This is a genomic window from Legionella cardiaca, assembly GCF_029026145.1.
Lineage (GTDB): Bacteria > Pseudomonadota > Gammaproteobacteria > Legionellales > Legionellaceae > Tatlockia > Tatlockia cardiaca.
This window is the reverse complement of sequence record NZ_CP119078.1, coordinates 206823-231953: the sequence shown is the minus strand read 5'-3', so window position 1 is coordinate 231953 and position 25131 is coordinate 206823. Positions and strand designations below refer to the sequence as shown.

Sequence of the window (25131 nt, the reverse complement as noted above, 5' to 3'; positions counted from 1 at the left end):
CTTATCATGTCTGGCTTAATTCCGCAGCCATTCATTGATGAACTGCTTACTCGCACCGATATTGTTGAGTTTATTGATAGCTACCTTCCCTTAAAAAAGAGTGGCCACGCTTTTGTGGCATGCTGCCCTTTTCACAATGAAAAAACCCCTTCTTTTAACGTTGTCGCCAGAAAACAGTTTTATCATTGTTTTGGTTGCGGGGCGAGTGGCAATGTCATTAGCTTTGCCATGAATTATCTCAATCAAGGCTTTATTGAAGCCGTAGAAACATTAGCTTCACGACTCGGGCTTCAGGTACCCCGAGAAGGGCGCACAGAGAAAAACCAACAATCACTCAGCCTTTATCAATTATTAGCGCAAGTTAGCCAATTTTATCAACAGACACTTAAAACCAAAGGGCAAGCTGCCATTAATTATTTACGTCAGCGCGGACTTACCGGGGAAATTGCCAAGCTTTATCAAATTGGTTATGCCCCTCCCGATTGGCAAAATCTCGAAAAACAATTCAAGAGTCATCGCAGCGAACTCATTGCAACAGGAATGCTTATTGAAAAAGAAGATGGCAAAACCTACGACCGTTATCGTCATCGCATCACCTTTCCCATTCATGACAGGCATGGTCGCATTATTGGTTTTGGTGGACGGGCCATTGATGCTCAACAAAAGCCTAAATATTTAAATTCACCTGAGACGGTTATTTTCCAAAAGAGTCGCGAACTTTATGGTTTACACCAGATTCTGCAGAAACAAAAGACAATTGATAATATCATTGTCGTTGAAGGTTATATGGACGTCATTGCCTTGGCACAACATGGCATTGACAATGCCGTTGCCGCCTTAGGCACCGCCACCAGCATTTATCACATTCAGTTGCTGCTTAAACATACGCAGCATTTGATATTTTGTTTTGATGGTGATGCAGCTGGACGACAGGCAGCCTGGAGAGCTTTAGAGAGTTGCTTGCCCCAATTAAACGCCGGACTTAATGCAAGTTTTATTTTTCTGCCAGAAGGCCATGATCCCGACAGCCTTGTGCGCGAGGAAGGCAATCAGCAGTTTATGGCTCGTTTAAAGCAGGCAAAGCCCTTAAATCAATTCTTCTTCGAAACGCTTTCTCGTGACATTGATTTACTTTCCGTTGCCGGTAAAAGCCAATTGGTTAATGCAACCAAACCTCATCTATTGAAAATGCAGGATGGTCCCTACAAGCAACTGTTGTTGAATGAATTAGCACGCATTAGCCATATTGAAGCTCATCGGCTCTTACAAATGATAAGCGATAACACCCCACAAACGAATCAAGCTACTAAAACCATTACCCGCTCACCGATTCGTCTTGCCATAGCCTTGCTTCTGCAAAACCCGGAAATTTTTAGTGCGAGTAAAAATTACATCGATCCTAATCTTTTAGACGACAAGGAACAGGATTTATTAAAAAAACTATTACTGCAAGTTGCAAATTCACCAGAAATTAATACAGCCACACTCATTGAACAATGGCGTAATACGCCCTATTTTGAGGCGTTAGGAAAATTAGCTGGTTGGGACCATCAAGTCCCTGAGCAAGCACTGGTAAAAGAATTCATTGATATTATTTTATTTTTGCAAAAACAAAATTTAGAAAATAAAATTAACTTATACATTGCAAAATCTCGTAATCAGGGCTTAACTTTATCAGAAAGGCTTAAATTACAAGAGATGCTGAAACAACGGCATCAAAATGTTGATGATAAAAAATAACGCAAAATATACTGGCATGTTTGCCATTGCGGGTTTATAATCAAGACCTTTTTGTGGCCCTTAACCTCACCAATGCCTATGACGACTATGAATGATCAAGAACAGCAGCACTCGCAAATCACAAAAGTCATCCGTTTAGGGAAAGAACAAAATTACCTAACTTATGCACAGATTAATGATCTGTTACCCAATATCGTCGATACCGAACATTTTGATGTCATCATCAGCATGTTGGAAGGCATGAATATTAAAGTCTTCGAGGTATCACCCAGTGAAGATGAATTAGCCCTACTCGGCACAACTGAAGAGGCACCTGAAGACGTTGAAGAAGCAGCCGCTGTTCTTGCTTCTGTCGACAAAGAAACAGGCCGTACTACTGACCCAGTCCGTATGTATATGCGGGAAATGGGAACAGTCGAGCTTCTCACTCGTGAAGGTGAAATCCGCATTGCCAAACGTATCGAAGAGGGAATTTATCAAGTCCTCAAATCTCTGGCGCACTACCCAGAAACAGTACAATTGGTTCTTGAAGATTATGACCGCGTTGTCACTGAAGAAATTCGTCTTAGCGATATCATTAGTGGTTTTGCTGATGTCGAAGAAGAAGCACCTGCATCCAACATTGGCTCTATGCTTGATGAGTCACAGCAGGAAGAACTTCTTCTTGATGAACTTGATGAAGAAGGCGAAGAAGGTGAAGGTGGTCTTAGTGAAGCTGATGAAGGCCCCAATCCTGAACAAGCGAAAGTTTATTTCGACGATTTACGTGAATGCTTTGCGAATGCCATGAGTGCAATGAGAGAGCATGGTCGCACGTCGGCAAAGACGGTTGCATTTTTAGATGCAATGTCTGAATCTTTCTTGAAATTAAAACTGACTTCAAGACAAGTTGACCGATTAACACGCCATTTTCGACAATTGCGTAATCATATTCGTGAATTCGAACGCACCATTATGCGTTTATGTATTGAAAAAGCACGCATTCCTCGTAAGTTGTTTATTGATACCTTCCCCGGTCAGGAAACTGATTTAACCTGGCTGGAAACCATCATTAGCAAGCATGCGAAAAAACTCGACATGACTCGCATCGAAGAGTACAGCGAAGAAATTAAGCGCTTACAAGCTAAACTAGCCAGCTTCGAAGAAGAATATGGTTTGATCATCAGTGAAATCAAAGACATCAACCGTAAAATGTCTATTGGTGAAGCGAAAGCCAGACGTGCTAAAAAAGAAATGGTTGAAGCCAACCTGCGTTTGGTTATTTCTATCGCCAAAAAATACACCAACCGCGGTTTACAATTCCTTGATTTGATTCAGGAAGGAAATATCGGCTTGATGAAAGCGGTTGACAAGTTTGAATACCGCCGTGGCTATAAGTTTTCTACCTATGCCACCTGGTGGATTCGTCAAGCAATCACCCGTTCAATTGCCGACCAGGCACGAACCATTCGTATTCCAGTGCATATGATTGAGACGATTAACAAACTCAATCGTATTTCACGCCAGATTCTCCAGGAAACAGGCCGCGAAGCAACACCTGAAGAATTGGCAGAAAAAATGGATCTGAGCGAAGACAAGATACGAAAAGTCTTAAAAATTGCGAAAGAACCCATTTCAATGGAAACCCCTGTGGGTGATGACGACGACTCACATTTAGGTGACTTTATTGAAGACAGCAATATCGAATCACCCATTGAGCGCGCCACAGCCGAAGGCTTGCGTGAAGCAACGCTGGAAATTCTGGAAACGCTAACACCACGCGAAGCCAAAGTGTTACGTATGCGCTTCGGTATCGAAATGAACACCGACCATACGTTGGAAGAAGTAGGTAAACAATTCGACGTAACCCGCGAACGTATCCGCCAAATTGAAGCCAAGGCCCTACGTAAACTACGTCACCCATCACGCTCAGAGAAGCTCCGCAGCTTCCTGGAAGGCGATGATAACTAGCTATGCAATTTTTGGGATAAGGAATAAACAAAACCTTATCCCAATTATGATTGAATTTAGCAAAAAATTTAAAAATTGTAGTGGTATTAAGTCCTTAGAACTATTACAATGACACCTCCTCCGGGCCCATAGCTCAGTTGGTTAGAGCAGCGGACTCATAATCCGTTGGTCCTAGGTTCAAGTCCTAGTGGGCCCACCAATAAAATCAAGTAGTTACGGTAGTTTTTAGAAAGTTCGAAAAAGTCATGTAGACGCAATGTAGACAGTAAATCACTTCGACTGATAAATATATATTGACCGAGTTGTAAAGGAACATTGGTAGTTTCACTTTCCAACTTGTACTACAATAATTATTAATATGTTAAATTAGGTATTGTGATGGCAGAGCAGATTCCTATTAATCCATCCATTTTAAAATGGGCTAGAGAAAAAGCTGGATATACGCTTGAAGAGGAATGCCAAAAAAACTCTAAGCATGAAGAATGGGAAAATGGGGTAAGTTATCCAACTTATAGCCAATTAGAAAAGTTATCTATACATTATAATCGCCCATTAGCAATTTTCTTTTTTCCATCCCCCCCTGAAGAAAAAGATGTAGAAAAATCCTTTCGTGCCTTATCTCAAGAAGATATTCATACCCTTTCTCCACATATACGATATCTATTCAGAAAAGCGACAGCGTTTCAAATTTACTTGAAAGAGCTATTTCAAAGTGAATATGAAGAGCAGAAAGAAAAAGTGAACTGGCTTAATTTTAAATCAAATAACTCAACGTCCGATATAGCCAAAAAAGCAAGAGCTATATTGGGTGTTACTATAGAAGAACAAGCTAAATGGAAAAATTCAGAGCAAGCACTAGAAGAATGGAGAAATGTTTTAGCAGAACATGGAGTATATGTTTTTAAAGAAGCATTTAAAGATAGTAGAGTATCAGGCTTTTGCATTTATGATCAAATGTTTCCAATTATTTTTCTTAATAGCTCTATGTCTAAAAATAGACAAATTTTCACCCTATTTCATGAGGTTGCTCACTTAATTTATAAAGAAAACTACTTAGATGTCTTTGCTGGAGAGTTCTGGAATCTAGAGTTTTCTGATCCCACAAATATTGAAGTAAAATGTAATTCATTTGCAGCAAACTTTCTTATTCCAAATGATAGTTTTATTACTAAATTACAAAACAGTATTCTTACTGATAATGAAGTAATTGCTCTCGCTGGACATTATAAAGTAAGTACAGAGGTTATATGGAGAAAATTACTCTCATTACAACTGATTAGCAAAGAAGAGTATAAATCTAAAATACAATCCTGGAATGATGACATTGCCAAAAGAAATTCAAAAGAATCTAGTGGTCATTATTATTACACCCAATTATCGTATTTAGGTAAAAATTATTTTTCAAAAATTCTGGAAAATTACCATCAAGGAGTAATAAGCATTGAAAAAGCCGCTGACTATGCAAATGTAAAGCCTAAGTCATTCATTACAATGGAAGAATATTACTTAGCAAAGGTATAATAAATTGTATATTTTTGATACTTCAACATTTAGTTTGCTTTTCAAATACTACCCTAGTAGATTTCCTAGCTTATGGGCTAAATTTGACGAATTAATAAAAACTCAAAAGGTTGCTTCTGTTATCGAAGTATTTAAAGAGCTTCAAGGCTTGGATAAAAATACAGCGGCAATAACTTGGACAAACGACAATAAAGACATTTTTCATAAGCCAAGCGGCATTGAAGCAAATTTTATGATGGAGTTATTTAAAGAAAAAAATGGACATTTCCAAGGAATGATAGAAAAAACTAAGCAATTAACAGGCGGATTATGTGCAGATCCCTTTCTTGTTGCAAAAGCTAAAATTAATAACCTTACTATTATTACTGAAGAAAGATATAAACCCAATAGCACTAAAATTCCCGCTATATGTGAATACTACTCTATTCCATGTAACAATTTAGAACAATTTATGGTTAAAGAAAATTGGGTTTTTTAGTATAAATAATAATCTCTCTAATAAAATTAGAGTGAAGCCTTGATTGTGATTTTATCCATCAAGTTATGCTGGTAAGTTAATTTTCGGTAAATATGTTACAGGTCATAGGTTTCACATCCCTGCATTCAACTTTACACGTATCTTCAATTTTCACTACTTGATGAGCAACTTTGTTTTTAGGTTTTTTAATTTTTATAGAGTATGAACCGATTTTCTCAAGATAAAGAACTTTTCTTGCGTTACCATCTTGATCAGTATTTCCTATTGGCTCTTGATCAAAATAAATTTGTGCATTTGGATATAGATTCATCAGAGTTAGTTCCATAAAAACCCGTTTTGGAAAGAGGATATTTGTTGCAGAATCAAAAGAGTTAATATTTCCGTTTAAATCAAATGTTGTAGAATAACTACCTATTGATAAAAAATAATGATTATTCTTTTTTCCAACATAGCCCTGCTTTGATGTAACAGCCTGTTTAAAACTTATAATTTTATTTTTTTCTTGAACATACACATCATCCAATCCGAAGCTATAAGCAAATGGAATAAAGAAAAATATACCCATAATTGATGCTAGTTTGCGTCTCACTTTACTTTTCCTTTTTGATAAAAAATATCGATACTACAAAAACAATTAATGAGGTTATCTCAAGTCCAAACTGCCAATACACACCAAATTTCAGGGAGGTTAAATCTGGTAACTTCTGGGAGGCATCTAAAATCAAACCTAGGATATTGCTATACACACACAACCCCACAAATAAATTTACTATTGCTAGTAAGAACGCGGTGTATATAGTAAGGTAAAAAGGACAATTCTGATTTTTACGGTTCTTAAAAAAGATAACAGAGATTGCTGTGATTAAAAGAATGCCCATTTGTTGAAGATATAATACATAATCCCTATAAACATTTAAAAACTCTGTATATATCCATAATTCCTGAGGATCGGCCGCCATATAAGATGATCCTTATCTTATAATTCATTAATTTCTAAAATAAATATAGCACAGGGATAACGGTGATAGACCTTGAATTGTGAGTTTTCAAGCGAATATCTCCTTTTGTGTATTTATAATTCAAATTTCAAGTCTTGCCCCTAAAGTACTTAGTTCATTATCAAAAAGATAACTAAATCAATATGCTCAGACCCGATTGATTAACATTTATCATCAAGAAAATAAATTCACATAAACATGTTAGCCAATATCTCGGGGACAAAGGGGACATCTGGGGCAGGCGTATTACTGCTAGGTTTTATCACTCCCCCCCCTTCGCCATGAAGGTGGGGCATGTGGGACTTATTGGATACTATATCAATCAATAAAAATGCATTTCATCATCATAATAATTCCTTTAAATTAGGTGACGAATTAAAGCTAAATGAAGTTATGGTGGTCGGCTTTTCTCTTTGTCCTGATTTATGAACAGTCTCTTCTGTTACTGAACGTTGACATCCTTTTGTGAATACCCGGACTTTTGACTATTCAAGTATTTCAATACATATAACCGGAATGTATTATACGTTGCTGAAAAACTCCCCTCATCCCTAAGTGTTTCCCAAATGATTGTAATCGACCACCCTTTTTCCAAGGCTTCGGAAATGTCTTGGCGCATAGCCAGAAATGCCACTTTATTTTTTCTAGTGTTTGTTCTTTGTGGGCTCTGTTTAGAAGCCATTAAATTTTCTGTTAAGGATTTTTTCATGGCATTGTCTCCATATTGCTGGTTATCCAATCCGTTGAGTTTAGTTTCTCACTACCTACGTCCCGCTGCTTGTCAGCGGGATCCATGCGCTCTAATTAAGAACTCTGGACCCCGCTGACAAGCAGCGGGGCGTAGGGGGAGTAGTTACGTTTATTTTTATTTATTTTCGACCTTTTATGTCTCTGACTAAGCCCTTTTTGGTAATTTTCGGTAATTTATTATTTATTTCCGTTTATTCATGATTATTTTCGTTACTAATCGTTACATAACGAACAATTACGAATAATTACCAAAATACGATTCCAAAATAAATTTCAAAATGCAGGGCAAGATAGGTGAAGTTAGCTAACCTGCAAGCAGGTTACCTAATTCACTTAGCTTATTCGCACCTGCGGTGCTCAATGTATAAAACATAAAATCCTCCCAAAAAGTGCCCAAATAATTAACTATTCAGCATCCAGTACTTTATTAGAGAAGACATACAACCGTGGCGTACCTACCCCTTTGATTCTTGGCTTGTGGGATGCCTTACCATCATTGGTTGGAACCAGCCAACCACACTCTAATAATATTTTGGTTACTGTGCGTTGATCAAAGCCCTGACAAAGCTCATTTTTATACACTTCAGTCAATACCATAAAGCGGCGAAAACCTTGATCATCAGTTCTATAAAAGCCTGCTCGATTAACTACTTTCTCATTATTGGGAGCGTTAGCGTTATCAAACCGGCTCGCACCATGCAGCTCAAAGAATGCCCTTACCTGCGCTTTAATGGCACGGTCTTCTCGATTACCCTTATCACCAAAAGCAAGCAACCATGCTTTAAAGCATTTCTTTGCCGCGGCGTAGGATTCACCTTTCTGCCAACCAGTCAGATTAAATTGGGTAGCAAGCTCACCCGCCGCGCCCACCAAAGCAAAACGTCTGGCAACGCGGATGACTTGACCGGTTACATCCGAATCGATAACCGTATCGACAAACTGCTGAATCCCTTGGTTAAGCAACCGAGCAAGAACATCTTGGTTTGTGACCACAAACTGTAGCCATGCTTCCCCCACTGCTCCATAATACTTGCTTGAATAGTTCTTAAGCGTGAGCGCAAGGCTAGCTGGGCTTAGTTGTTGATGTAAGGTTTCAAATAATCCCATGCCGCAACCCGCGTCAGCTTCAATATCCGCTAAGCGAATTTCTTGCCCTGCATTACAACGCCTGCCAATTCGTGCCATTAAGGTAGCAAGAGACTCTTCACCTGCTGATAGAAATATCAAAGCCCACTTATTCGTTGCTTTGATCGTACCTAACTTTGAAGCTCTATTTTTACCTTGCCCATTTGCAAGCAGATAAGCAGCTTCACCCGCCTCGCTAGGATCAAGCTGGCTGAGCTCATCAAGAATCAATAAGCCATCGTTATGCATTGCAGCCAATCCCTCTAAGCCATTAGCAGTGGCACGCCATAAGCGTATATATGAATTTGGCTTACCCCATACCGAGGCAGCCACATTCAGTGCCGTGCTTTTTCCAGAAGATGAAGCACCCCGAAAATGAAAACCACCAGAGTCTTCACCAGCAAGTCTTGCAATGGTTGGAGCAAAGGCACTGGCAATAGCAAACACCAGTCTTGAATTACCTATGGCAAGCTTGCCTATAGAGTTTTTCCATTCTTCAGCACTCCCTGAGGTTGATAGTGATGATTCAATGGCATTGGTATTTTGAAAAACGATTTTTTCTTCCGATTGGCCAATAGCTTGCTTAGGTGTAACAAATACTTTGTTATGCCAACCCAGCTTATCTACACAACGTGCTCGCGCTTCTACTGGAAAGACTTGCACGTAAGATGTTAATAAATCCCGTGCATGATGGCCTGGCGAAATGGTTAAACCTAATCGAACTAACTCACGCCGTACTTCTGAGGCATCCCCTTGCAATAAGGCCAGTGGCATTGCCCATTGGTGTGTTATACCATCATCATCCTGCCATTCTAATAAGCGACCCCATTCGCCATTATGCGCATCACGCGTTTTTGCAGTTACGTACAGTGGCGAACAGATCCACCGTGGTGCAAGTTCATTGCTATCTTTATCCCTACCCAAATAAAATACGCCTTTATTGTTTATCTGAAACTTGCCACCGGCATAGTCACAGTAGGTTATTTGCGATTGGTGGTCGGCTTGTTTGACTTTTACATCAAAGGCGATGATTTGATTGTTGCTCATAATATTCTCCAACATATGCTTGCAAAGACGACACAAGGCAACCTTTGCTGATATTTACTTCCAGACAAGTTGATGTGTGCTATGAATAGCTTTGTTGACTTGTTGAGCTATAAATTTTCTGTTGAATATATTCGAGTACATCGCTTTTGCGATATAGAACTTTACGACCAATTTTGATGTAGGGGACACCGCCACCAGCCCAACGATTACGTTCAAGCAAGTGAGTAGAACAACTAAGAACTGCGGCAATGGTGTGTTGATTAAAGAGAGCTGATTGGGGGGCTAACTCAAATTCATTTAATAGGTGTAACCGAGATGTTTTTGGTGAAGACATGAATACCTCCGTTTCATAATACATTCAGCATAAAGCTGACTTTTTAATGTATTTTTCATTATGCAATCCTTTGATTAATATTATTTAACAAACACAGCACACTGTATTAAACAGTTGAGCAATGCTTGCTACTCTTTCCTGCCCATTAGGAATGGTTAGCAGGTCTGGCTTTAACTTCAAGCTCGACCAGAGTATTGCTGGTTTGCTAAAACTCTGTCAAGCAAAAAAGCTCGAATTAAAAGAGGTGTTATCAAATGATATTGATTGATATTGAAAATCTCTTTAAAAATGAAGGTGTCCCATACGTCCCATGGTTCCAAAATAAGATGGGGACGTGTCTAGCCCAGTAATGACGCGGATGCCCCACTTGTCCCTTTCGCCCCAAGTATTTTTTAATTGAACTAAATGTGTTTGCAATCCATTTTGGACGAACATATAATCCATATTAGACGGACTTATAATCCATTTTGGACGAACCTATAATCCATAATGGACGGAATCATAATCCATATTAGACGAAATTTAGGATACCTCATTGAAAATGAACAACAATAATTTTCCAAGACAACTTAAAAGTCGAATGGAAATTGCCATGAAAGATACACCAGTTGTTTTAATTAACGGGCCCCGGCAATCAGGAAAGACAACTTTAGTCAAAGAATACTCACCCTCATTGCCTTACTATACTTTAGATGATGACAATATACTCAATGCAGCAAAACAAGATCCCATTGGTTTTGTTAATAGAATTGACAAAGCAATCATCGATGAAATTCAACGAGCACCAGAATTACTGCGTGCGATAAAACTATCAATTGACCAAAATAGACAGCCCGGTCGTTTTTTATTAACTGGATCAGCTAATCTACTCGCATTACCTCAAGTTGGAGATAGCCTGGCGGGTCGTATGGAAATATTAACCCTATTCCCACTGTCTTTAGCTGAAATTCAACGCCGAGAAAATCATTTTATAAAGTATGCTCAAAATCAGTCTTGGCCTACAAAAACCATACATTCAGAGCATTATGATGTTATTTCGCAAGCTCTTACTGGAGGATATCCAGAAATGTTAACGAGACCAACCTTCGAAAGACGAAGTGCTTGGGCTAGATCATATATAAAAGCAATAGTAGAGCGCGATGTTAAAGATATCTCATCAATTGAAAAATTAGTTGAAATGCCTCGTTTACTCGAAGTACTGGCTCAACAGTCAGGTAAACTGACCAATTTTACTCAGATTGGTGGTCAATTAAATTTAGATACTAAAACGGCACAAAAATATGTTAGCTTGCTTGAAACGCTATTCTTAGTAGATCAATTAAAACCTTGGCACGATAATAACCTAAACAGAATCGTTAAATCACCAAAAATTCATTTTATTGATAGTGGTCTTCTAGCTTGTCTAAATAGAATTTCACCCGAGAGCATCGAAACGGATAGATCATCTTTTGGGGCCTTACTAGAAACTTGGGTGTATAGCGAATTATTAAAAATGTGTACTCTAACAGATGAGCCATGGAATATTTATTACTATCGTGACAAAGACCAAGTGGAAGTGGATTTTATTATTGAAAATCATGCACGCAAGATTATTGGTATTGAAGTTAAAGCAAGTCAAACGATTCTTAATCAAGATTTCCGTGGTTTGAGAAAGCTGGCTAATATAGCTGATAAAAATTGGGTAAGCGGGATAGTTCTATATAGTGGAGATAAATGTTTGTCATTTGGGGATAATCTTTGGGCAATACCCTTCTCGCTTCTTGATTAAATAATCGCTGTCATAATTTTATTACTTTTTTGTCACGAATTATAATATAAAACGTGACAAAATTAAGTTCGAAAATGATCCTCATACCCAAAGTCCAGCGCTCTATTAGTTCATTAATATTCATAACTCAGCCGTCTCCATCATATGCTCAAGTATAAAATTGGTTACTTGTTGCATGGGTTTCCTCAACCGTTCAACGTCTTTCATGATGTACCCCGCTGTAACATCATTGTTCATTTTATGGTTGAGTAATCGCTTCAAAGCATAAGCAGGTAAATCAAGGCTATCAGCAACAGTAGCGAATGTTCTTCTCAGATCATGCAAAGTAAATGGAACACCTGATAATTCCACCACCCTATTCACCGCCTTTTTAGGCTCATAGATATAACCCGTTTTACTTTCAGCTGGGAAAACAAATTCAGTGGTTTTATTCCGGCTTCTGCGTTCCATCAACTCATAAACAAAGTCAGACATAGGCAAGGTGTGGATTTCGTGGTTTTTGGTATCTTGCAGAGTGATGGTTTTGGATTTGAGATCAATATCTTCCCAGCGCAAAGAGGCTGCCTCCATTTTTCGCATGCCGGTGAATAAGAGCAATAAAAAATAATCATGCCACAATAAGGCGTTGCGATAGTTATCAGTCTCCACCAATACAATAACTGCTTTATACCAGTCAGCTAGTTGATGGGGTTTGATGACTGTTTGTTTTCGATCTACTCGATACCATGCACGGGTATGCGAGAGGTATTTGACTGGGTTAATGGTGATAATTGGATGACCATTGCCGTCTTGATATTCATACATGGCGTAATTAAAAATAGCTCTTAATACCCTCATGGCATTATTAGCGCGAGCTTTACTATTTGCCTGACCATGCTTGCTATGTCGTTTGGCAATCATCTCTCGTGTAATATTCACCAAGGGTTTATCAAGCCAGTCAGGCACGACTTCATGCAGCACACATTGATAATCGTTTAAGGTGCGTGGCTTTAAATCTTTTCTTGCTTTGAGGTAGTCATTCAATACCTGCTGTAAGGTCATGGCATGAACTTTTTTAGTTTTCTTCTCCGCTATCGGATCATCACCTCTGGCCACACTACCCAACAGACTCTTGGCTTGCTTTCTGGCTTCTTCAACCGTTAAATTACCGTATTTTCCTATAGTGACTCTTTTTACTTTGCCGTTGATTCTGGTTTCTACGATAAAGCTTTTGACACCACCGGAAGTAATTCTTAAAGCAAAGCCCTTTAAATCATTATCACGATAAAAAGTTTGAGTTTTTCCAGCGATATGTTCGAGTTTATCAACGATGGTTTTGGTTAATTTAATACCCTTTTCAGCTTCTGCCATAATTTACCCCTAAAATTCCATGTAGACGCCATGTAGACACTTTATTTAAAACTAAATAAATTTCAATATGGCAAATTATGGCTTATAAACGTTGATTTTAAAAGGTTTTTGAAAGAATTTAAAATTTGATAAAACGCGCTAAAACCCCTATTTTACAGACTCATAATCCGTTGGTCCTAGGTTCAAGTCCTAGTGGGCCCACCAATAAAATCAAGTAGTTACGTGTAGTTCGAAAAAGTTGAAGACCTCTGAGGGGCACTGATGGGGCACTCAGAAATAACAATAGACAACTATTCACAATAATTTTAAGGCATCTGCTATAGGAATAAAGCCATGGCTTATAGTTGTGCTATCATGCTTTTCAGATCCTACCGTTGCGATTCCAATAACTTCATCATTACTATTTAATACAGGTCCACCACTGATTCCATGAGTTATCGGAATATCGATTAACCACACATTTATGCCAAGAACTTTTTTCCTTTGAGTAATCTTTCCCATATTACAATGATAGTGATCACCTATATTGTAACTTGGAAAACCTATTAATTTGATTTCATCACCTTGTTTTAATTTAGCACTATCCCCCAACTTAAGCGGGACTATGCCTTGAAAATTGTTGCTAAACTTAAAAATTGCCAAATCTTTGCTTTTAGAAGAATTATGTAGAACCGCCTTTCTCTTAATGTCACTATCATAAAATCTAAAAAAATCTAAAAAACAACTGGTTTCACTCGTTACTCCCTCTACAACATGCCAAACAGTAACCAAGCCTAATTTGTCGACTAGAAAAGCTGTTCCCTGAGTACCTTCTATACTATGCTCAACAATGAATATACTATCTGCGAGAATATCATTTGAAGTTTTTTTCAGATTTTCATCGGGCTCGCCATTAAGAACACTGTACTTATAAAGCAGCTTTTTATAGATACTATCTTGATTGCCTCTTACCATGCCAATATAGTTAATTCGACCTTTTATGACTAAATTAAAATATGCTGATGGTTCAGAAAGAATTCTTTTTTTATCGTATGTTCCATAGTCTTTTTCTAAATAACTGGTGATATATTCTTTGGCTCCTGCCTCTAAACCAAATCTTTCCCAAGCATAAAGCATAGATCGAGTTTTATTAATAAAACCACGTTGTACATTAGTTTTATTATTTACAACTATACCCGTAACTTTTTGACTTTGTGTAACATGATGCAATCGACATTTACTCAAATTAATTTCAAAGCCATTTTTTTCTATTATCTTTTGCAACTTATTCCCTGGAGTAATATTCTCATCCCCATTCAAGCAGATGATATCAGGGGGTAATTTATTTTTCTGACAGGAAAATGAAAAAGTTAGATCATCTACGTACCTAGTAAAAGAGCATTTATTTTCAATGGATAATTTCAGTAACTCATTATCTAATTTGAAAGCAATCATATTAGTTAAAACAGGCGACGTGGGCGCTCCTTGAGGCAATCTTCCATTATGGCAACAAATATGAGCTAGAACAGTAGCCACCTCATAAGTAAATGAAAATAAATTACTCATAAATAGATTTCTTACCCTCCCAAAATGGATAGAGGGGAAAAAATCTTTTAAATCCAAATTGAAAACATATTTTTTATTTATGTGATGTTTAGCATTTGTAATAATGCTTCTTTTACAAATAAATCCGTGCGCATTAATTCTAGGCAAATAGATTTGATTAAACTCTTTAACCAAAGCTCTCTGGATAGACTTAAGTTTTGCTTTAGGAGCATCTATTATTCTGTCAGATCCGCTTTTTTTAGGAATAATAAAAGTTATATACAAAGAGCTTGTACTTGGATAAATCATGGAGGATAGCTGAGAGTAATCCATACCCAAAAATCTGGATAAATCTTTAACCGTAAGGCAGTCTTTAAATGAAATTTTGTCCATATAGATCGCCCGAAAATTAATGGGTGGTAATAATTTTTCTTTTATAATTTAGCGTCACCCATAATAACTAGTAGCAATGAGCGAGTAATAGATAATAGTAATCTTAAGAATAACCATCGCAGATAGACAATGGAAATTTAATTTGTACCACCCAAGTAAAATTAAAGCTTAGAAATATGAAAAACTCAACTTTAAAGTTTGAATAAAATCCTCATTATAGATCCCATAGGATAGACCGCCATTTAACCACTATTACCAATAATAGACCTTTAGGCATATTTATAGACTATATTTATATAATAAATGGAATTTTGAGATTATCATGGAAATTACTACTGCATTGCATTGGGACACAAAATCTAAATCTATAAGATATCTTATTGTTAATACAGAAGAGTTTGAAATATTAATTGATCCAGTCTTGTATAAAATATCGGACCAGCAAGTAGGTTGGGTCATTTTGACCCAACAAATTCCACGCCCCTCACTCTCCAAATAAATTCTCGCTAAAATCATGTACACATGCCCAATTTGCCTCTAAAAGTCCTGCTTTAATGTCGCGATGTATACTTGAATAAGGCCAATCTGAAGCACGTTTTACATAACCATGCTTTACGGGATTAAAGTGAATGTAATTTAAATGATGTTCATAATCTTTTTCATCGCGAATGAGATGCTCCCAAAATCGTCGCTGCCAAATTCCTCGTTCACCTTGTTTCCTTCTTGATGGACCAATCGATTCATTAATATGAAGTTGATGGGTAAAAACACTTTTAATCAATCGTATTCTAAGTGAGTAATTACTATCTCCTGCTGGGAGACGGATCATCATATGAAGGTGTTCGGGCAAAATGACAATGCCTTTAATTTTAAAAGGGTATTTTCTTTTTATTTGTTGAAAGGCTATTCGTAACTTATCAATCTCTTTAACTAGTAATTCACTATTTCTATTTTTTAAATTCAATGTAAAGAAATAAACCGCTCCAGGTATGATTACTCTTCGATATTCCATGATTTAGACTGCTTTATATTTCCTTAAGCTATCCTTATATTGTTTTTGGATTGTTCTTGCAATCAATTTTAATTTTGTTGGGTCAAAATGACCCAACCTACTATTTAATTGCAGCCCTGATTTTGGATGCAGTTGCCATTAGAATCACATGTTTGGCAATTGCTTGAACCATTGAGAATAACTGTCGGAGCAACCCAACCATTGTTTGGATAGTAATGATCAACGTTTTCATTATTATAATGATACACCCCACCGACACCGCCTACGCCACCGACACCGCCTACGCCACCAACACCACCTACGCCACCAACACCGCCAACGCCACCAACACCGCCAACGCCACCAACGCCGCCAACGCCACCAACGCCACCAACACCACCAACGCCACCAACACCACCTGGCCCACGGAAACCACGATCGGCGAAACAGTTTGTAGAGGCAACACTAATAACAACGATAAAAATAGACAAAAATGGATAAACCAACTTAGATATACTCATAACTATCTCCTTGTCAGCGATATATCTTAAAAGAGGATCATGTATTGAAGTATAGATGATTTGTTAGGTCAAAATGACCTAACCTACTGTAAAGCCAGCTTTTTTCTTAGGGAATCGCTTAACTCTTCATTTGGGCATTTAATTGACAACCTCAATTTTAAAGGTACTATAGCAAATTTTGGACGGCTAACTCTTAATCGATTTAGTCTTTTAAAGGAGTTAATTACATGCCTGGCTTTGATTCCCAATTAGACCTCAACAATTCTGATGACTCGCTATCGAGTACTTATACTTTATTACTCCTATTTACTGGGGTTGTTGTAGCGACAATGGCGCTTGTAAAGTTTGCTGAATCTAACAATCGTCTTAACTATGATAATCGTTTGGCTCGTATTATAGCCGGTGTTTTAGTATGTATGACGCGCATGATGCATACGAAAGGTGGCGATTTAGAGATTCCTGATGCAGAAAGTAAACTCCTTGCACTAGGTCCCCATCGAACTGGCTGGGAAGCCGTTGTGGTTGCCTCAAAAATGAAAGGCACCCCACCTCGTTTTTTTGCCACAGATTCATTTAATGCAGTACCCGGGGTAGCTTCTTTTATGAAGATGTTTAAAACTATACCGGTAAAAGCCCATGCAACTAAAGATGATAATGGACGCTCCGCTAATTCCGACGCGTTAGAACTCGCAAGTGAAATACTTAACAATAAAGGCTGTGTTGCTATTTTCCCGCAAGGTAATTTTGCAAGGTTAGAACAAGAACCACCTAGAGTCTACAATGGCGCGGCCAAGCTAGCATTAAAAAATAAAGTACCTATTCACGTAATTAGACTTGATGGTTTTTGGTGTTTACAAAACTCCTGTCTTCCCAGATTTATTCGCAACAGTGTCTCTTATCGTGCATTTTTGTCCGCGTTTCATATGAACAATGTACGCACCACATTGTGTAGTGTAATAGATTTTCACCTACAACCTGAAAATGAAAGTCTAAGTGATGAAGCAAAAATTGAAGAGATATGTGCTCAACTTTATGCTTACTATCGTCATACACAAGAACTTACTGTTGAGCAAATTGGTACTATTAAAAAAGAAATAGCTGATAAAACGCATCTCCTTATTTGGCAACACAGACTCAAACAAGATGACGTAACCAAGCAACTTTTAACCCTTAAAAAAGAAGGGGCTAAATTGGAAGAACCAACGTTAACAGCGATGCAATTAAATTAAGGATAAGTGGGTTTGGGCCAACATGCCCAAACCCACACGTTTGATTTTTTAAGAAGTTTTGTCAGATCAAATTTAAATTTTTCTATCCAGATGGATGAATTTGCTACCAGCAATTTACGCCGTTGCAAGATAATCTTTTCCATACTGCTCTAAATAATCATTGTAATTACCCAGAAACTCCTGCACCCCGTATTGTTCAGTTAATACAATGATCCTGGTTGCAATGTCATCTATAAAATAACGATTGTGACTGACAAATAATACAGTCCCAGGAAACAGCTGAATTGCTTCGATTAGGGCATCTATCGACTCGAGATCTAAATGGTTGGTTGGCTCGTCAAATATTAAAACGTTATGTTTCTCCAAAATTAATTTGGCCATAATTAACCGAGCGGACTCGCCACCGCTTAATACCCCAATTTTTTTATCAACATCTGCCCCTCGAAAAAGTACCTGGCCAAGCACTTTCCTGATTTCCTGTCCGGGTGCGGCTATATTATTTTCCATCCATTGCAAAATAGTTTGTTCTGGATCCAGTTGGGTTCGATAATCTTGAGCAAAATAACCAATGGTTACCGTATCACTCCATTCAAAATGCCCCTGATCGGAGTGTACTTCACTTAATAATATTTTCAGTAAAGTCGATTTTCCAATACCATTGGGTCCAATAATGGCGCATTTATCGCCACGTTGAATGGTAACCGATACATTTTTTAATAATACGCGCTCATCAAATTTTTTGTGCAACTGTTCTACTTTAACAACCAGTTTTCCAGAAGATTTCTTTTGCTGGAAATTAAAATAGGGTTTGAAAATATTAGATTCTTTGATCTCAACTAACTCGATCCTGTCTATCATTTTTTGTCGCGAAGCCGCCTGACTTGCTTTACTTGCTTTTGCCCCAAAGCGATCAACAAAACCTTGCAATGCCTCAATTCGCTTTTCCTGGTTCTTCAACTCACTTTGTTTTAATCGCAATCGTTCCTCTTTAGCAAAACAAAATTTATCATAATTTCCCGGGTAATCGAGAATCGTATCATAATCAATGTCGAGTATATTGGTAGATGTATTATTGAGAAAACTTTTATCATGAGAAATAAAAATCAATAGTCCTTTAAATGATGTTTTTAAGAACTCTTCCAACCATGCAATCGATATAATATCCAAGTGGTTGGTTGGCTCATCGAGCAACATAATGTCTGGTTGTTGATAAAGAACTTGTGCCAATAAAACACGTAATTTGTAGCCACCTGATAAAGCACTCAATGGGCCATAATGAAACTTTTCGGCAATACCTAAACCAAGCAATAAATTTTTTACTGTTGCCTCAGCTTCATAACCACCTTGATTCATCACAATTTCTTCTAATTCGCTCAGGCGATAACCATCTTCTTCGGTAAACGTTTCTTTAGAATATAAGCTCTCTTTTTCGGTAATCGCATCCCACAAAACGGCGTTTCCACGAATAACCACATCAACAAGACGCTCCTCTTCATAACGGAAGTGATCTTGCTTCAAAATACCTATTTTATGATTTTTCGCTTTTTCAACTGTGCCATGTGATGCTTGTTCTTCGCCGGCCAATATTTTTAAAAAAGTAGACTTTCCAGTACCATTGGCACCAACTACTCCATAGCGTTGTGTAGACAATAGGGTCAAATTCACATCCTGGAATAAAGATTTTGGTCCAAACAACATACTTAAACTTTTTACTTCTAACATTGACCCAGCCTCACTTGACCTATTTTAAAGAATTAACACTTAATTGCGTTGCAAATTCACCTCGAATGAGCTTTAGCCCTCTCTTATACGTGTATTTTTCAGATTGAACATCAGAAAAGTGAGTAAAAATCTCTTTTACCAGCTGAATCTTGAGAAATAAAAACCATATTCATAATTTGTTAAAAATGTATCGAGATACCAGTTTGCATCAAAAACTCATCAAACACGATGATCACAATTAAATCAATTTGTGTTTTTTATGTAATTTTACCATTATTTGAGACGATTAGCATCTAACTTAACATTTTAGATTAGCTTAATTATCTCCTGGCAAAAAACTCCAATATATTGATTGGGCAGGTTGTTATCTTTTACCAATATATAAGCAAGTAATTAAACTACCATCGCTGTTTGGAATAAAGAGCAAGATAATAAGCTATAGGCAACCTATTATCTTGCTTTTAGTAATTAAGATTGAGAACTAATGATAAGACCTGCAGCAAGGCAAACCGCTCCCGTCACTGCAATTCCAATTTCTTGTTTATGATTCCATAACTTAGTAAAAAATGAAGGTTGATACTTTGGCTCATCACCTCTTTTCTCATCCTGAACAGGAACTGCAGATGCAGCGGTTTTGTGAGCTATCTCTAACTCGGAGGTAGAGGTTCTTTGAGTTTTTACACTTGCCTTCGGAGCAAAGAAGGGACATTTGCTAATAGCCTGAGTTGATATTCTGCTTTTTGCTTTTTCTTTATCAACAGGTTTTACTTCAGCTCTCACAATAGTGTCCGTAGGAATTCCTAACGACTTTGCCAACAGGGGATCCAGGTGAGCAATTAAGGGTTGAAGCCCAGCATTGATTCCTCTTGATCCTGCTGATTCAGCACTGGTTAAGGGGGATTCTTGTAATTTTAAACCTATTCCATACAAAATTTTTAACCCATGGGTTAATTGCTCAACTTCCTTGGGAGTACAATGAGAAATTGCCTCTTCGGTGCTAACTCCGGGTTTTGCAAGATGACAAATTAACTCAGGTAATTTATTCAAACCTAGATTTTTGCGTAAAATCTGTAAAACAGGTTCGCAATAATCAAACTGAGTACCAGTAATAACCTTGCCATCTTCTTTGGGAAAACTTTCTGTAACAACAGTTAACTCGTTAATTATTCTTTGAGCGGCTTCCTTGTCTAAAAGCTCAGATAAGAGATTGAATAAATGACTCTTGTCCTTTGAATGAAGTGCCTCTGGTAATAATTGCTCCAGTATCATTTCTTCTGCGACTAACAAGGCAGTAGACAAAACGGCTGCAACATGGCTGCTGGTATTAAAAGAAGGGCTAACCAAATAGCCATTAACTTTAGCATCAATAAAATCACCATGGCTCTTAATAATTTCACCCTCATCAAAAGCTCGAAAGATAGGCTGGCTTGCGCTGTCTTTCATATCAAAAGCATAAGCAATCGCCTTTAAGTTGTTATAAGTCACCTCAAAATTATTTGTAAACCTTATAGGTAAGACTGTGCGTTTACTTCGCGGCTGACTCACACGTAAAGGCTGCACCATTTCATCCTGCAACGCCCCCACCAGAAAATCATCCACACAGGAAGGATCTTCTTTTATGGCTTTTTGCATACGACTATAAGCAATAGATAAGGAAGAACTTAGTAATGGTCGTGGGTCAAAATTGTATTTTTGCAAGTAATCAAAAATGACATACATCGCATTAAAGGCTTGGTTTTGAATAAACAAACCTAAACCACTGCTATTAACAAGGTTACCTGCTTGTAAAATTTTTTGTTGTGTAGAACGTTTTTCATAAAACCCACCTTCTGAAATTGCTGTCACGCGAATGATGTCTTCGGTTATTTCTTGTGGCAACACTTCTCCTGTTTGAGCGTGAATAATCCAACCTAAAGGTGCAAATTTTTCATATTCAGGTGTAGAAATAGCAAGTCCATTAGATTCGCTGGTATATTCTTGCTTGTCATCCATATAAAAGCCAAGCTTGCTTATTTGGGAAATTTCAGGCTTCAAATCAAATTTAGAAAATACTACGTCAACGGGTTTTCCTGATTCTCTTAACTCTTTGTCGATAACTCTTCTATCTACAGGACTAACGGTAGAAGGACAAGCCAGATAAATGAATCCTTGTTTGGTCAGTTCATAACGCATATTTCGACCAACATTCCATACTGGAGCGTGAATAATATCCCATAGGGCTTGTTCGCCATAAGTCATTTGTTTATTCACATGCACCAAAGGCTGCGCTCTTTCGTTTAATAATTTTGAGCGACCTAGTGGTAGGTGACTTGCAAATTCTAAAGCTTGGCCAACCGCTTTGGAGCTCATGACATCAGAGCCATCAAAGAACATATCAACCTCATCATTTCCGTGGGCGGGTCGCTCTACAGGGTTATTAGAGTAATCAAATTTTGCGACTTGTTGTAATAATCCAGCACGTTGCCCCTGCCCTAAATGAAATCTGATTACTAACGCTCCAATATTCTTGAAGCGTTCAGTAAAAGCTTCGAGTGGGCTTAAATCTGAATTAAAATCAATATATCCACTTTTATCAAAGTTGGCTTCTCCATAGTGTGCCCCCTGATAGGACAAGGTAATCCCTTGATAAGATTTTTTGTCTTCCTGAATTTGTTCATAAATACTCGCCATAGATTTCATAATAATCACTACATGCAAAAAACAAACATCCTACATCATGATCATTAAGGCTAAATTAACAGCCAATATTGCTTATATTGAGAGCCAGAATGGTTTTGGGTCTGAAAATAATGGGGTAGCTTTCAAAGTAGCATTGTCTTTAAAAAAACTAGTAAGCGTAATTGGGGGCGAGCCTTATAAGAAACCCGATGGTCGCTCTGCATCAACCAGGCTATTTTTCTGCCCTTCGCCAATATTTTTAAACTTGTGCAATAATTAATTAATCTTAGTATAAACTTTATCCAGTCTAAGATATGGAGATCTTATGAAAAATGGAGATAAAACTGGAGAGTTTGCCATTTCCTTTACTCAACTCGAGGGGTGTGATTCAACGCTGGCTATAAACAAGGAACCGTCTGTCATTCGGTATAGTCAGATTTCCCCAATCATCAAGCAGGATAAAGGTGGAAAAAAAAATCTCTACTTTAATCCTTGTCAGCCCTTTCGAAATTTGACGGATAAGCAAAAAGAAAGTGTCTTCAAAAAAATTGCCGAAAATCTTCATGACAATATTCCTATTATCAAACAAATAAATTCTGGTTTGTTACCTGAGCCATCTTCAAAAAATAGAAGAGCAGAAAAAATACAAATACTCATTCACAATAAAATTTTAAATTCGAAGCAAAAAACAAAATTTGATGAAAACGAAGTACATAAACTTTACCAGCAACTTATAAACGATATTGCAGATGATCAAACTAAATTGTTTATTAATAACATCCATCCCGCGATTCAGATTTCTAAAAAAGATTTATCTGATCCTGATAAGCTGTCTAAGGCAATAGGGGCAAGTTCACTATTCCAACCCTATTTTTCCTATTCTGCAAAATATTCAGTCGGATTATTTTTGACTTATGAACAAGCGTGGAATCACCTTGGGTATTCACGGGGAGAATTAATAAAAACATTAGAACTAGCGCCCGGAGAAACCGTAACTTTAGAGTATCATTACTGGGATAAATCCATTATTAAAAATGAAAATGAATTAGCTACCGAACTTGAACTAAAATCGAGTTCAACCTTAACCCAGCGTGATACAAAACAAATTTTGGACGAACTTACGGCCAACAATCAATTGCACCTTAACGGTCACGAAGGCGGAAGCATTAAAATTCCTGATACGCCAATCACACTTGAAGCAGGTGCTGATGGCGGGATATCCTCTCAGCTCCAACCGCACGTTTCAAATACAATCAGTAACACAGTCGAAAGTGTTATTAGCACTACCAATAATTTTAAACAAAACAGAAAAGTAAGAATTGAAGAAACCAGAGACTCTGGAATCGAAAACAAACAAACCCGTGTTGTTGCCAATACGAACAGATGCCATACAGTGCAATATAATTATTTCGAAATTATTTCTAATTACAAAATAATCACACGATTATCGGCAATTCGCCCCTGTATTCTACTGCCTTACTCAGTAAGCTATGAAAATAAACCTTTAACCCCCAAACGCATTGATTATAACTTTATTTTATGCCAGGAAAATATTCTTAAGGGTGCCTTATTAGATAAACTATTCCTTCCTGGATTTGAAGCGGCAAAAAAAATTGCTTCATTCAATAAAGTTAAAAAGTTGCTTGAGGGTGACTTTGCTCAAAGTGGGAATAGTTCAGCACCCGGTTCCGCTGCAATAACTCAAAATTTGGAAAAAGAATTTGCAGACTATAGAAAAGATATTATCGCTGATTTTGATAAAATTATTGGTTCGCAAAAACCCTTTGTTGATTTTGCAAACACATTGGATTTATCAAAAGTCGATGACACGGTTGTCAAAGTTACCAATTTTATCATTGAACTTTTGAACCATCCCAATCGTGCCAGACATGTCTTATATTTGATATCATTATCCCTTAAGAATGATGCTATGAACGCATTAAAAGACTTAAAAAAGTCAAAGGAAGATAATAAGCCTGCTGAAAAAGCGATGATCGATTTTTTTGCCAAAGTTGACGAGAATGATTATCAATTTCTCGATCCGGTTTCAGGAGAGATCGCCAAATTCTTTCAGTCCTTTGGGGTTCCCAATGATGCTGCGGATTTACTGGCAGGTATTGTTGAGTTCTTTTTAAGCACACAGGCAGCGGCTATAGCAGGAGCTATCATTGGCACCTTGATTGAACCCGGCATAGGAACTGCAATAGGTGCTGGCATTGGAGCTGCGGCAGGTGCTGCCCTTGGGGCTGGTGGTGGAACCTTACTATTATCACTTCGAGATGACGCCGGATTGCATAATGATGTTGAGGCGGCTCAGTCATTCTTTAAAAACACAAAATTATCCCCAACCGGTGCAGTGAATGAAAATTTATCAAGCACTTCACCAGCTTCCCCTACTTCAACTTATGTCAAAACAGTCGCCGATTTTATTTCTATTACCGAGATTGCCGATGCGAATGTAGAACTGGAACGATTAATTTGTCACATTAAATGCAACTTCGAACATTATAAACAAGCACTCTGGTCAAGCAAAAATACCGATTACAGAACTTATGAATTAATTAAAAGTGGCTTTTTTGACTATGTAATCAATGAAGTGCTCGGCTTTACAGGCGGATATGTTGCATACCCTCTGAAGAGTGTAGATTTTATTGATAAACTTATCGACGTTAATGTTTTGAAGTTAAATCTCAAAAAAATTAAAGAGGAATCAAAAGAACAATCCGCCGTTATTACGATACCGACCTCTTCAACCATTATTACCGGTCAATTGGGTGAGTGCGATTTGTGCGAGGACTATATCGATAGAAGCAGGGATGCTGATATCAGACAACAAAATGCAAAAGCCGCATTGGACGAAGCAGAAGTCGAATACAAAAAAGCTAAAACAAAAGTTACTGAACAGGAAGCCTTACGAATTGAAGCGCGACTAAACGCCAGCCCCCCAGATTTGACTGATCCCATAGAACACAATAACGCCAAGATCGATATTACTGTTACGCATCCTGATGATAATCCATAAGGAATAGGTC

Annotated in this window: 19 protein-coding genes and 1 tRNA gene; 9 read left to right on the top strand and 11 right to left on the bottom strand. The window is 37.6% G+C overall.

What is annotated here, in order from left to right; translation table 11 throughout:
* Positions 1-6 precede the first annotated feature (6 nt).
* The 5 genes from dnaG to PXX05_RS01015 all read left to right on the top strand — a co-directional run bounded on the left by dnaG (position 7) and on the right by PXX05_RS01015 (position 5689).
* A complete protein-coding gene (dnaG, locus tag PXX05_RS01035) occupies positions 7-1740 on the top strand; it encodes a DNA primase (protein WP_275089199.1) in 1734 nt (577 codons plus the stop codon).
* 87 nt (positions 1741-1827) lie between these two features.
* A complete protein-coding gene (rpoD, locus tag PXX05_RS01030) occupies positions 1828-3690 on the top strand; it encodes an RNA polymerase sigma factor RpoD (protein WP_275089198.1) in 1863 nt (620 codons plus the stop codon).
* Between the two features lie 122 nt (positions 3691-3812).
* Positions 3813-3889 (top strand) — tRNA-Ile (locus PXX05_RS01025).
* A gap of 179 nt (positions 3890-4068) precedes the next feature.
* On the top strand, positions 4069-5211 hold the full coding sequence (locus tag PXX05_RS01020; protein ID WP_061640374.1) for an ImmA/IrrE family metallo-endopeptidase: 1143 nt from the start codon (positions 4069-4071) through the stop codon (positions 5209-5211).
* A gap of 4 nt (positions 5212-5215) precedes the next feature.
* Positions 5216-5689, top strand: a complete 474-nt coding sequence (locus PXX05_RS01015; RefSeq protein WP_061640373.1) for a PIN domain-containing protein — start codon at positions 5216-5218, stop codon at positions 5687-5689.
* Between the two features lie 76 nt (positions 5690-5765).
* Here PXX05_RS01015 and PXX05_RS01010 read toward each other — a convergent pair whose 3' ends face one another.
* Both PXX05_RS01010 and PXX05_RS01005 read right to left on the bottom strand, forming a co-directional pair.
* Positions 5766-6278 carry a hypothetical protein gene (locus PXX05_RS01010; protein WP_061640372.1) on the bottom strand — a complete coding sequence of 171 codons (513 nt, stop codon included), beginning with the start codon at positions 6276-6278 and terminating at the stop codon, positions 5766-5768.
* Position 6279: 1 nt separating this feature from the next.
* Positions 6280-6648: a hypothetical protein gene (locus PXX05_RS01005; protein WP_275089197.1), complete on the bottom strand. Its 369-nt coding sequence runs from the start codon at positions 6646-6648 to the stop codon at positions 6280-6282.
* 333 nt (positions 6649-6981) lie between these two features.
* Here PXX05_RS01005 and PXX05_RS01000 point away from each other — a divergent pair, with 333 nt between their 5' ends.
* A complete protein-coding gene (locus tag PXX05_RS01000) occupies positions 6982-7116 on the top strand; it encodes a hypothetical protein (protein ID WP_275089196.1) in 135 nt (44 codons plus the stop codon).
* Positions 7117-7129: 13 nt separating this feature from the next.
* On the opposite strand, the gene PXX05_RS00995 is transcribed toward PXX05_RS01000, so the two are convergent.
* The 3 genes from PXX05_RS00995 to PXX05_RS00985 form a co-directional block, all read right to left on the bottom strand.
* Positions 7130-7396 (bottom strand): TraK family protein, encoded by a 267-nt coding sequence (locus PXX05_RS00995; protein WP_230305622.1) that lies wholly within the window; start codon positions 7394-7396, stop codon positions 7130-7132.
* Positions 7397-7842: 446 nt separating this feature from the next.
* Positions 7843-9609, bottom strand: coding sequence for a DUF927 domain-containing protein (locus tag PXX05_RS00990; RefSeq protein WP_275089195.1), 1767 nt, complete (start codon positions 9607-9609; stop codon positions 7843-7845).
* 79 nt (positions 9610-9688) lie between these two features.
* On the bottom strand, positions 9689-9943 hold the full coding sequence (locus PXX05_RS00985; RefSeq protein WP_275089194.1) for a MerR family transcriptional regulator: 255 nt from the start codon (positions 9941-9943) through the stop codon (positions 9689-9691).
* A 580-nt stretch (positions 9944-10523) separates the two neighbouring features.
* On the opposite strand from PXX05_RS00985, the gene PXX05_RS00980 reads away from it, so the two are divergent.
* Positions 10524-11711, top strand: coding sequence for an ATP-binding protein (locus tag PXX05_RS00980; RefSeq protein WP_275089193.1), 1188 nt, complete (start codon positions 10524-10526; stop codon positions 11709-11711).
* Positions 11712-11831: 120 nt separating this feature from the next.
* Here the strand turns inward: PXX05_RS00980 and PXX05_RS00975 are convergent, their stop codons facing one another.
* The 4 genes from PXX05_RS00975 to PXX05_RS00960 all read right to left on the bottom strand — a co-directional run bounded on the left by PXX05_RS00975 (position 11832) and on the right by PXX05_RS00960 (position 16490).
* The gene (locus PXX05_RS00975) at positions 11832-13061 is read right to left on the bottom strand and encodes a tyrosine-type recombinase/integrase (RefSeq protein ID WP_275089192.1); all 1230 of its coding nucleotides are present in this window, start codon (positions 13059-13061) and stop codon (positions 11832-11834) included.
* Positions 13062-13355: 294 nt separating this feature from the next.
* Positions 13356-14978, bottom strand: a complete 1623-nt coding sequence (locus PXX05_RS00970) for a trypsin-like peptidase domain-containing protein (protein WP_275089191.1) — start codon at positions 14976-14978, stop codon at positions 13356-13358.
* A 484-nt stretch (positions 14979-15462) separates the two neighbouring features.
* On the bottom strand, positions 15463-15990 hold the full coding sequence (locus PXX05_RS00965) for an REP-associated tyrosine transposase (RefSeq protein ID WP_275089190.1): 528 nt from the start codon (positions 15988-15990) through the stop codon (positions 15463-15465).
* Between the two features lie 104 nt (positions 15991-16094).
* Positions 16095-16490, bottom strand: coding sequence for a hypothetical protein (locus tag PXX05_RS00960; protein WP_275089189.1), 396 nt, complete (start codon positions 16488-16490; stop codon positions 16095-16097).
* Positions 16491-16717: 227 nt separating this feature from the next.
* On the opposite strand from PXX05_RS00960, the gene PXX05_RS00955 reads away from it, so the two are divergent.
* A complete protein-coding gene (locus PXX05_RS00955) occupies positions 16718-17719 on the top strand; it encodes a lysophospholipid acyltransferase family protein (RefSeq protein WP_275089188.1) in 1002 nt (333 codons plus the stop codon).
* A 114-nt stretch (positions 17720-17833) separates the two neighbouring features.
* Here the strand turns inward: PXX05_RS00955 and PXX05_RS00950 are convergent, their stop codons facing one another.
* Entirely contained in the window at positions 17834-19441 is a 1608-nt protein-coding gene (locus tag PXX05_RS00950) for an ABC-F family ATP-binding cassette domain-containing protein (RefSeq protein WP_275089187.1), read from the bottom strand.
* A 468-nt stretch (positions 19442-19909) separates the two neighbouring features.
* On the bottom strand, positions 19910-22120 hold the full coding sequence (gene ceg17, locus PXX05_RS00945) for a Dot/Icm T4SS effector Ceg17 (RefSeq protein WP_275089186.1): 2211 nt from the start codon (positions 22118-22120) through the stop codon (positions 19910-19912).
* Between the two features lie 304 nt (positions 22121-22424).
* Here ceg17 and PXX05_RS00940 point away from each other — a divergent pair, with 304 nt between their 5' ends.
* Positions 22425-25121 (top strand): hypothetical protein, encoded by a 2697-nt coding sequence (locus PXX05_RS00940; RefSeq protein ID WP_275089185.1) that lies wholly within the window; start codon positions 22425-22427, stop codon positions 25119-25121.
* The last annotated feature ends 10 nt before the right edge of the window (positions 25122-25131 follow it).

What these genes read in the sequence shown, in the direction of transcription:
- dnaG (WP_275089199.1), top strand. Translation starts at nt 7, where the DNA reads ATGTCTGGCTTAATTCCGCAGCCATTCATTGATGAACTGCTTACTCGC.
- rpoD (WP_275089198.1), top strand. Translation starts at nt 1,828, where the DNA reads ATGAATGATCAAGAACAGCAGCACTCGCAAATCACAAAAGTCATCCGT.
- PXX05_RS01020 (WP_061640374.1), top strand. Translation starts at nt 4,069, where the DNA reads ATGGCAGAGCAGATTCCTATTAATCCATCCATTTTAAAATGGGCTAGA.
- PXX05_RS01005 (WP_275089197.1), bottom strand. Translation starts at nt 6,648, where the DNA reads ATGGCGGCCGATCCTCAGGAATTATGGATATATACAGAGTTTTTAAAT.
- PXX05_RS01000 (WP_275089196.1), top strand. Translation starts at nt 6,982, where the DNA reads ATGTGGGACTTATTGGATACTATATCAATCAATAAAAATGCATTTCAT.
- PXX05_RS00995 (WP_230305622.1), bottom strand. Translation starts at nt 7,396, where the DNA reads ATGAAAAAATCCTTAACAGAAAATTTAATGGCTTCTAAACAGAGCCCA.
- PXX05_RS00990 (WP_275089195.1), bottom strand. Translation starts at nt 9,609, where the DNA reads ATGAGCAACAATCAAATCATCGCCTTTGATGTAAAAGTCAAACAAGCC.
- PXX05_RS00985 (WP_275089194.1), bottom strand. Translation starts at nt 9,943, where the DNA reads ATGTCTTCACCAAAAACATCTCGGTTACACCTATTAAATGAATTTGAG.
- PXX05_RS00980 (WP_275089193.1), top strand. Translation starts at nt 10,524, where the DNA reads ATGGAAATTGCCATGAAAGATACACCAGTTGTTTTAATTAACGGGCCC.
- PXX05_RS00975 (WP_275089192.1), bottom strand. Translation starts at nt 13,061, where the DNA reads ATGGCAGAAGCTGAAAAGGGTATTAAATTAACCAAAACCATCGTTGAT.
- PXX05_RS00970 (WP_275089191.1), bottom strand. Translation starts at nt 14,978, where the DNA reads ATGGACAAAATTTCATTTAAAGACTGCCTTACGGTTAAAGATTTATCC.
- PXX05_RS00965 (WP_275089190.1), bottom strand. Translation starts at nt 15,990, where the DNA reads ATGGAATATCGAAGAGTAATCATACCTGGAGCGGTTTATTTCTTTACA.
- PXX05_RS00960 (WP_275089189.1), bottom strand. Translation starts at nt 16,490, where the DNA reads ATGAGTATATCTAAGTTGGTTTATCCATTTTTGTCTATTTTTATCGTT.
- PXX05_RS00955 (WP_275089188.1), top strand. Translation starts at nt 16,718, where the DNA reads ATGCCTGGCTTTGATTCCCAATTAGACCTCAACAATTCTGATGACTCG.
- PXX05_RS00950 (WP_275089187.1), bottom strand. Translation starts at nt 19,441, where the DNA reads ATGTTAGAAGTAAAAAGTTTAAGTATGTTGTTTGGACCAAAATCTTTA.
- ceg17 (WP_275089186.1), bottom strand. Translation starts at nt 22,120, where the DNA reads ATGAAATCTATGGCGAGTATTTATGAACAAATTCAGGAAGACAAAAAA.
- PXX05_RS00940 (WP_275089185.1), top strand. Translation starts at nt 22,425, where the DNA reads ATGAAAAATGGAGATAAAACTGGAGAGTTTGCCATTTCCTTTACTCAA.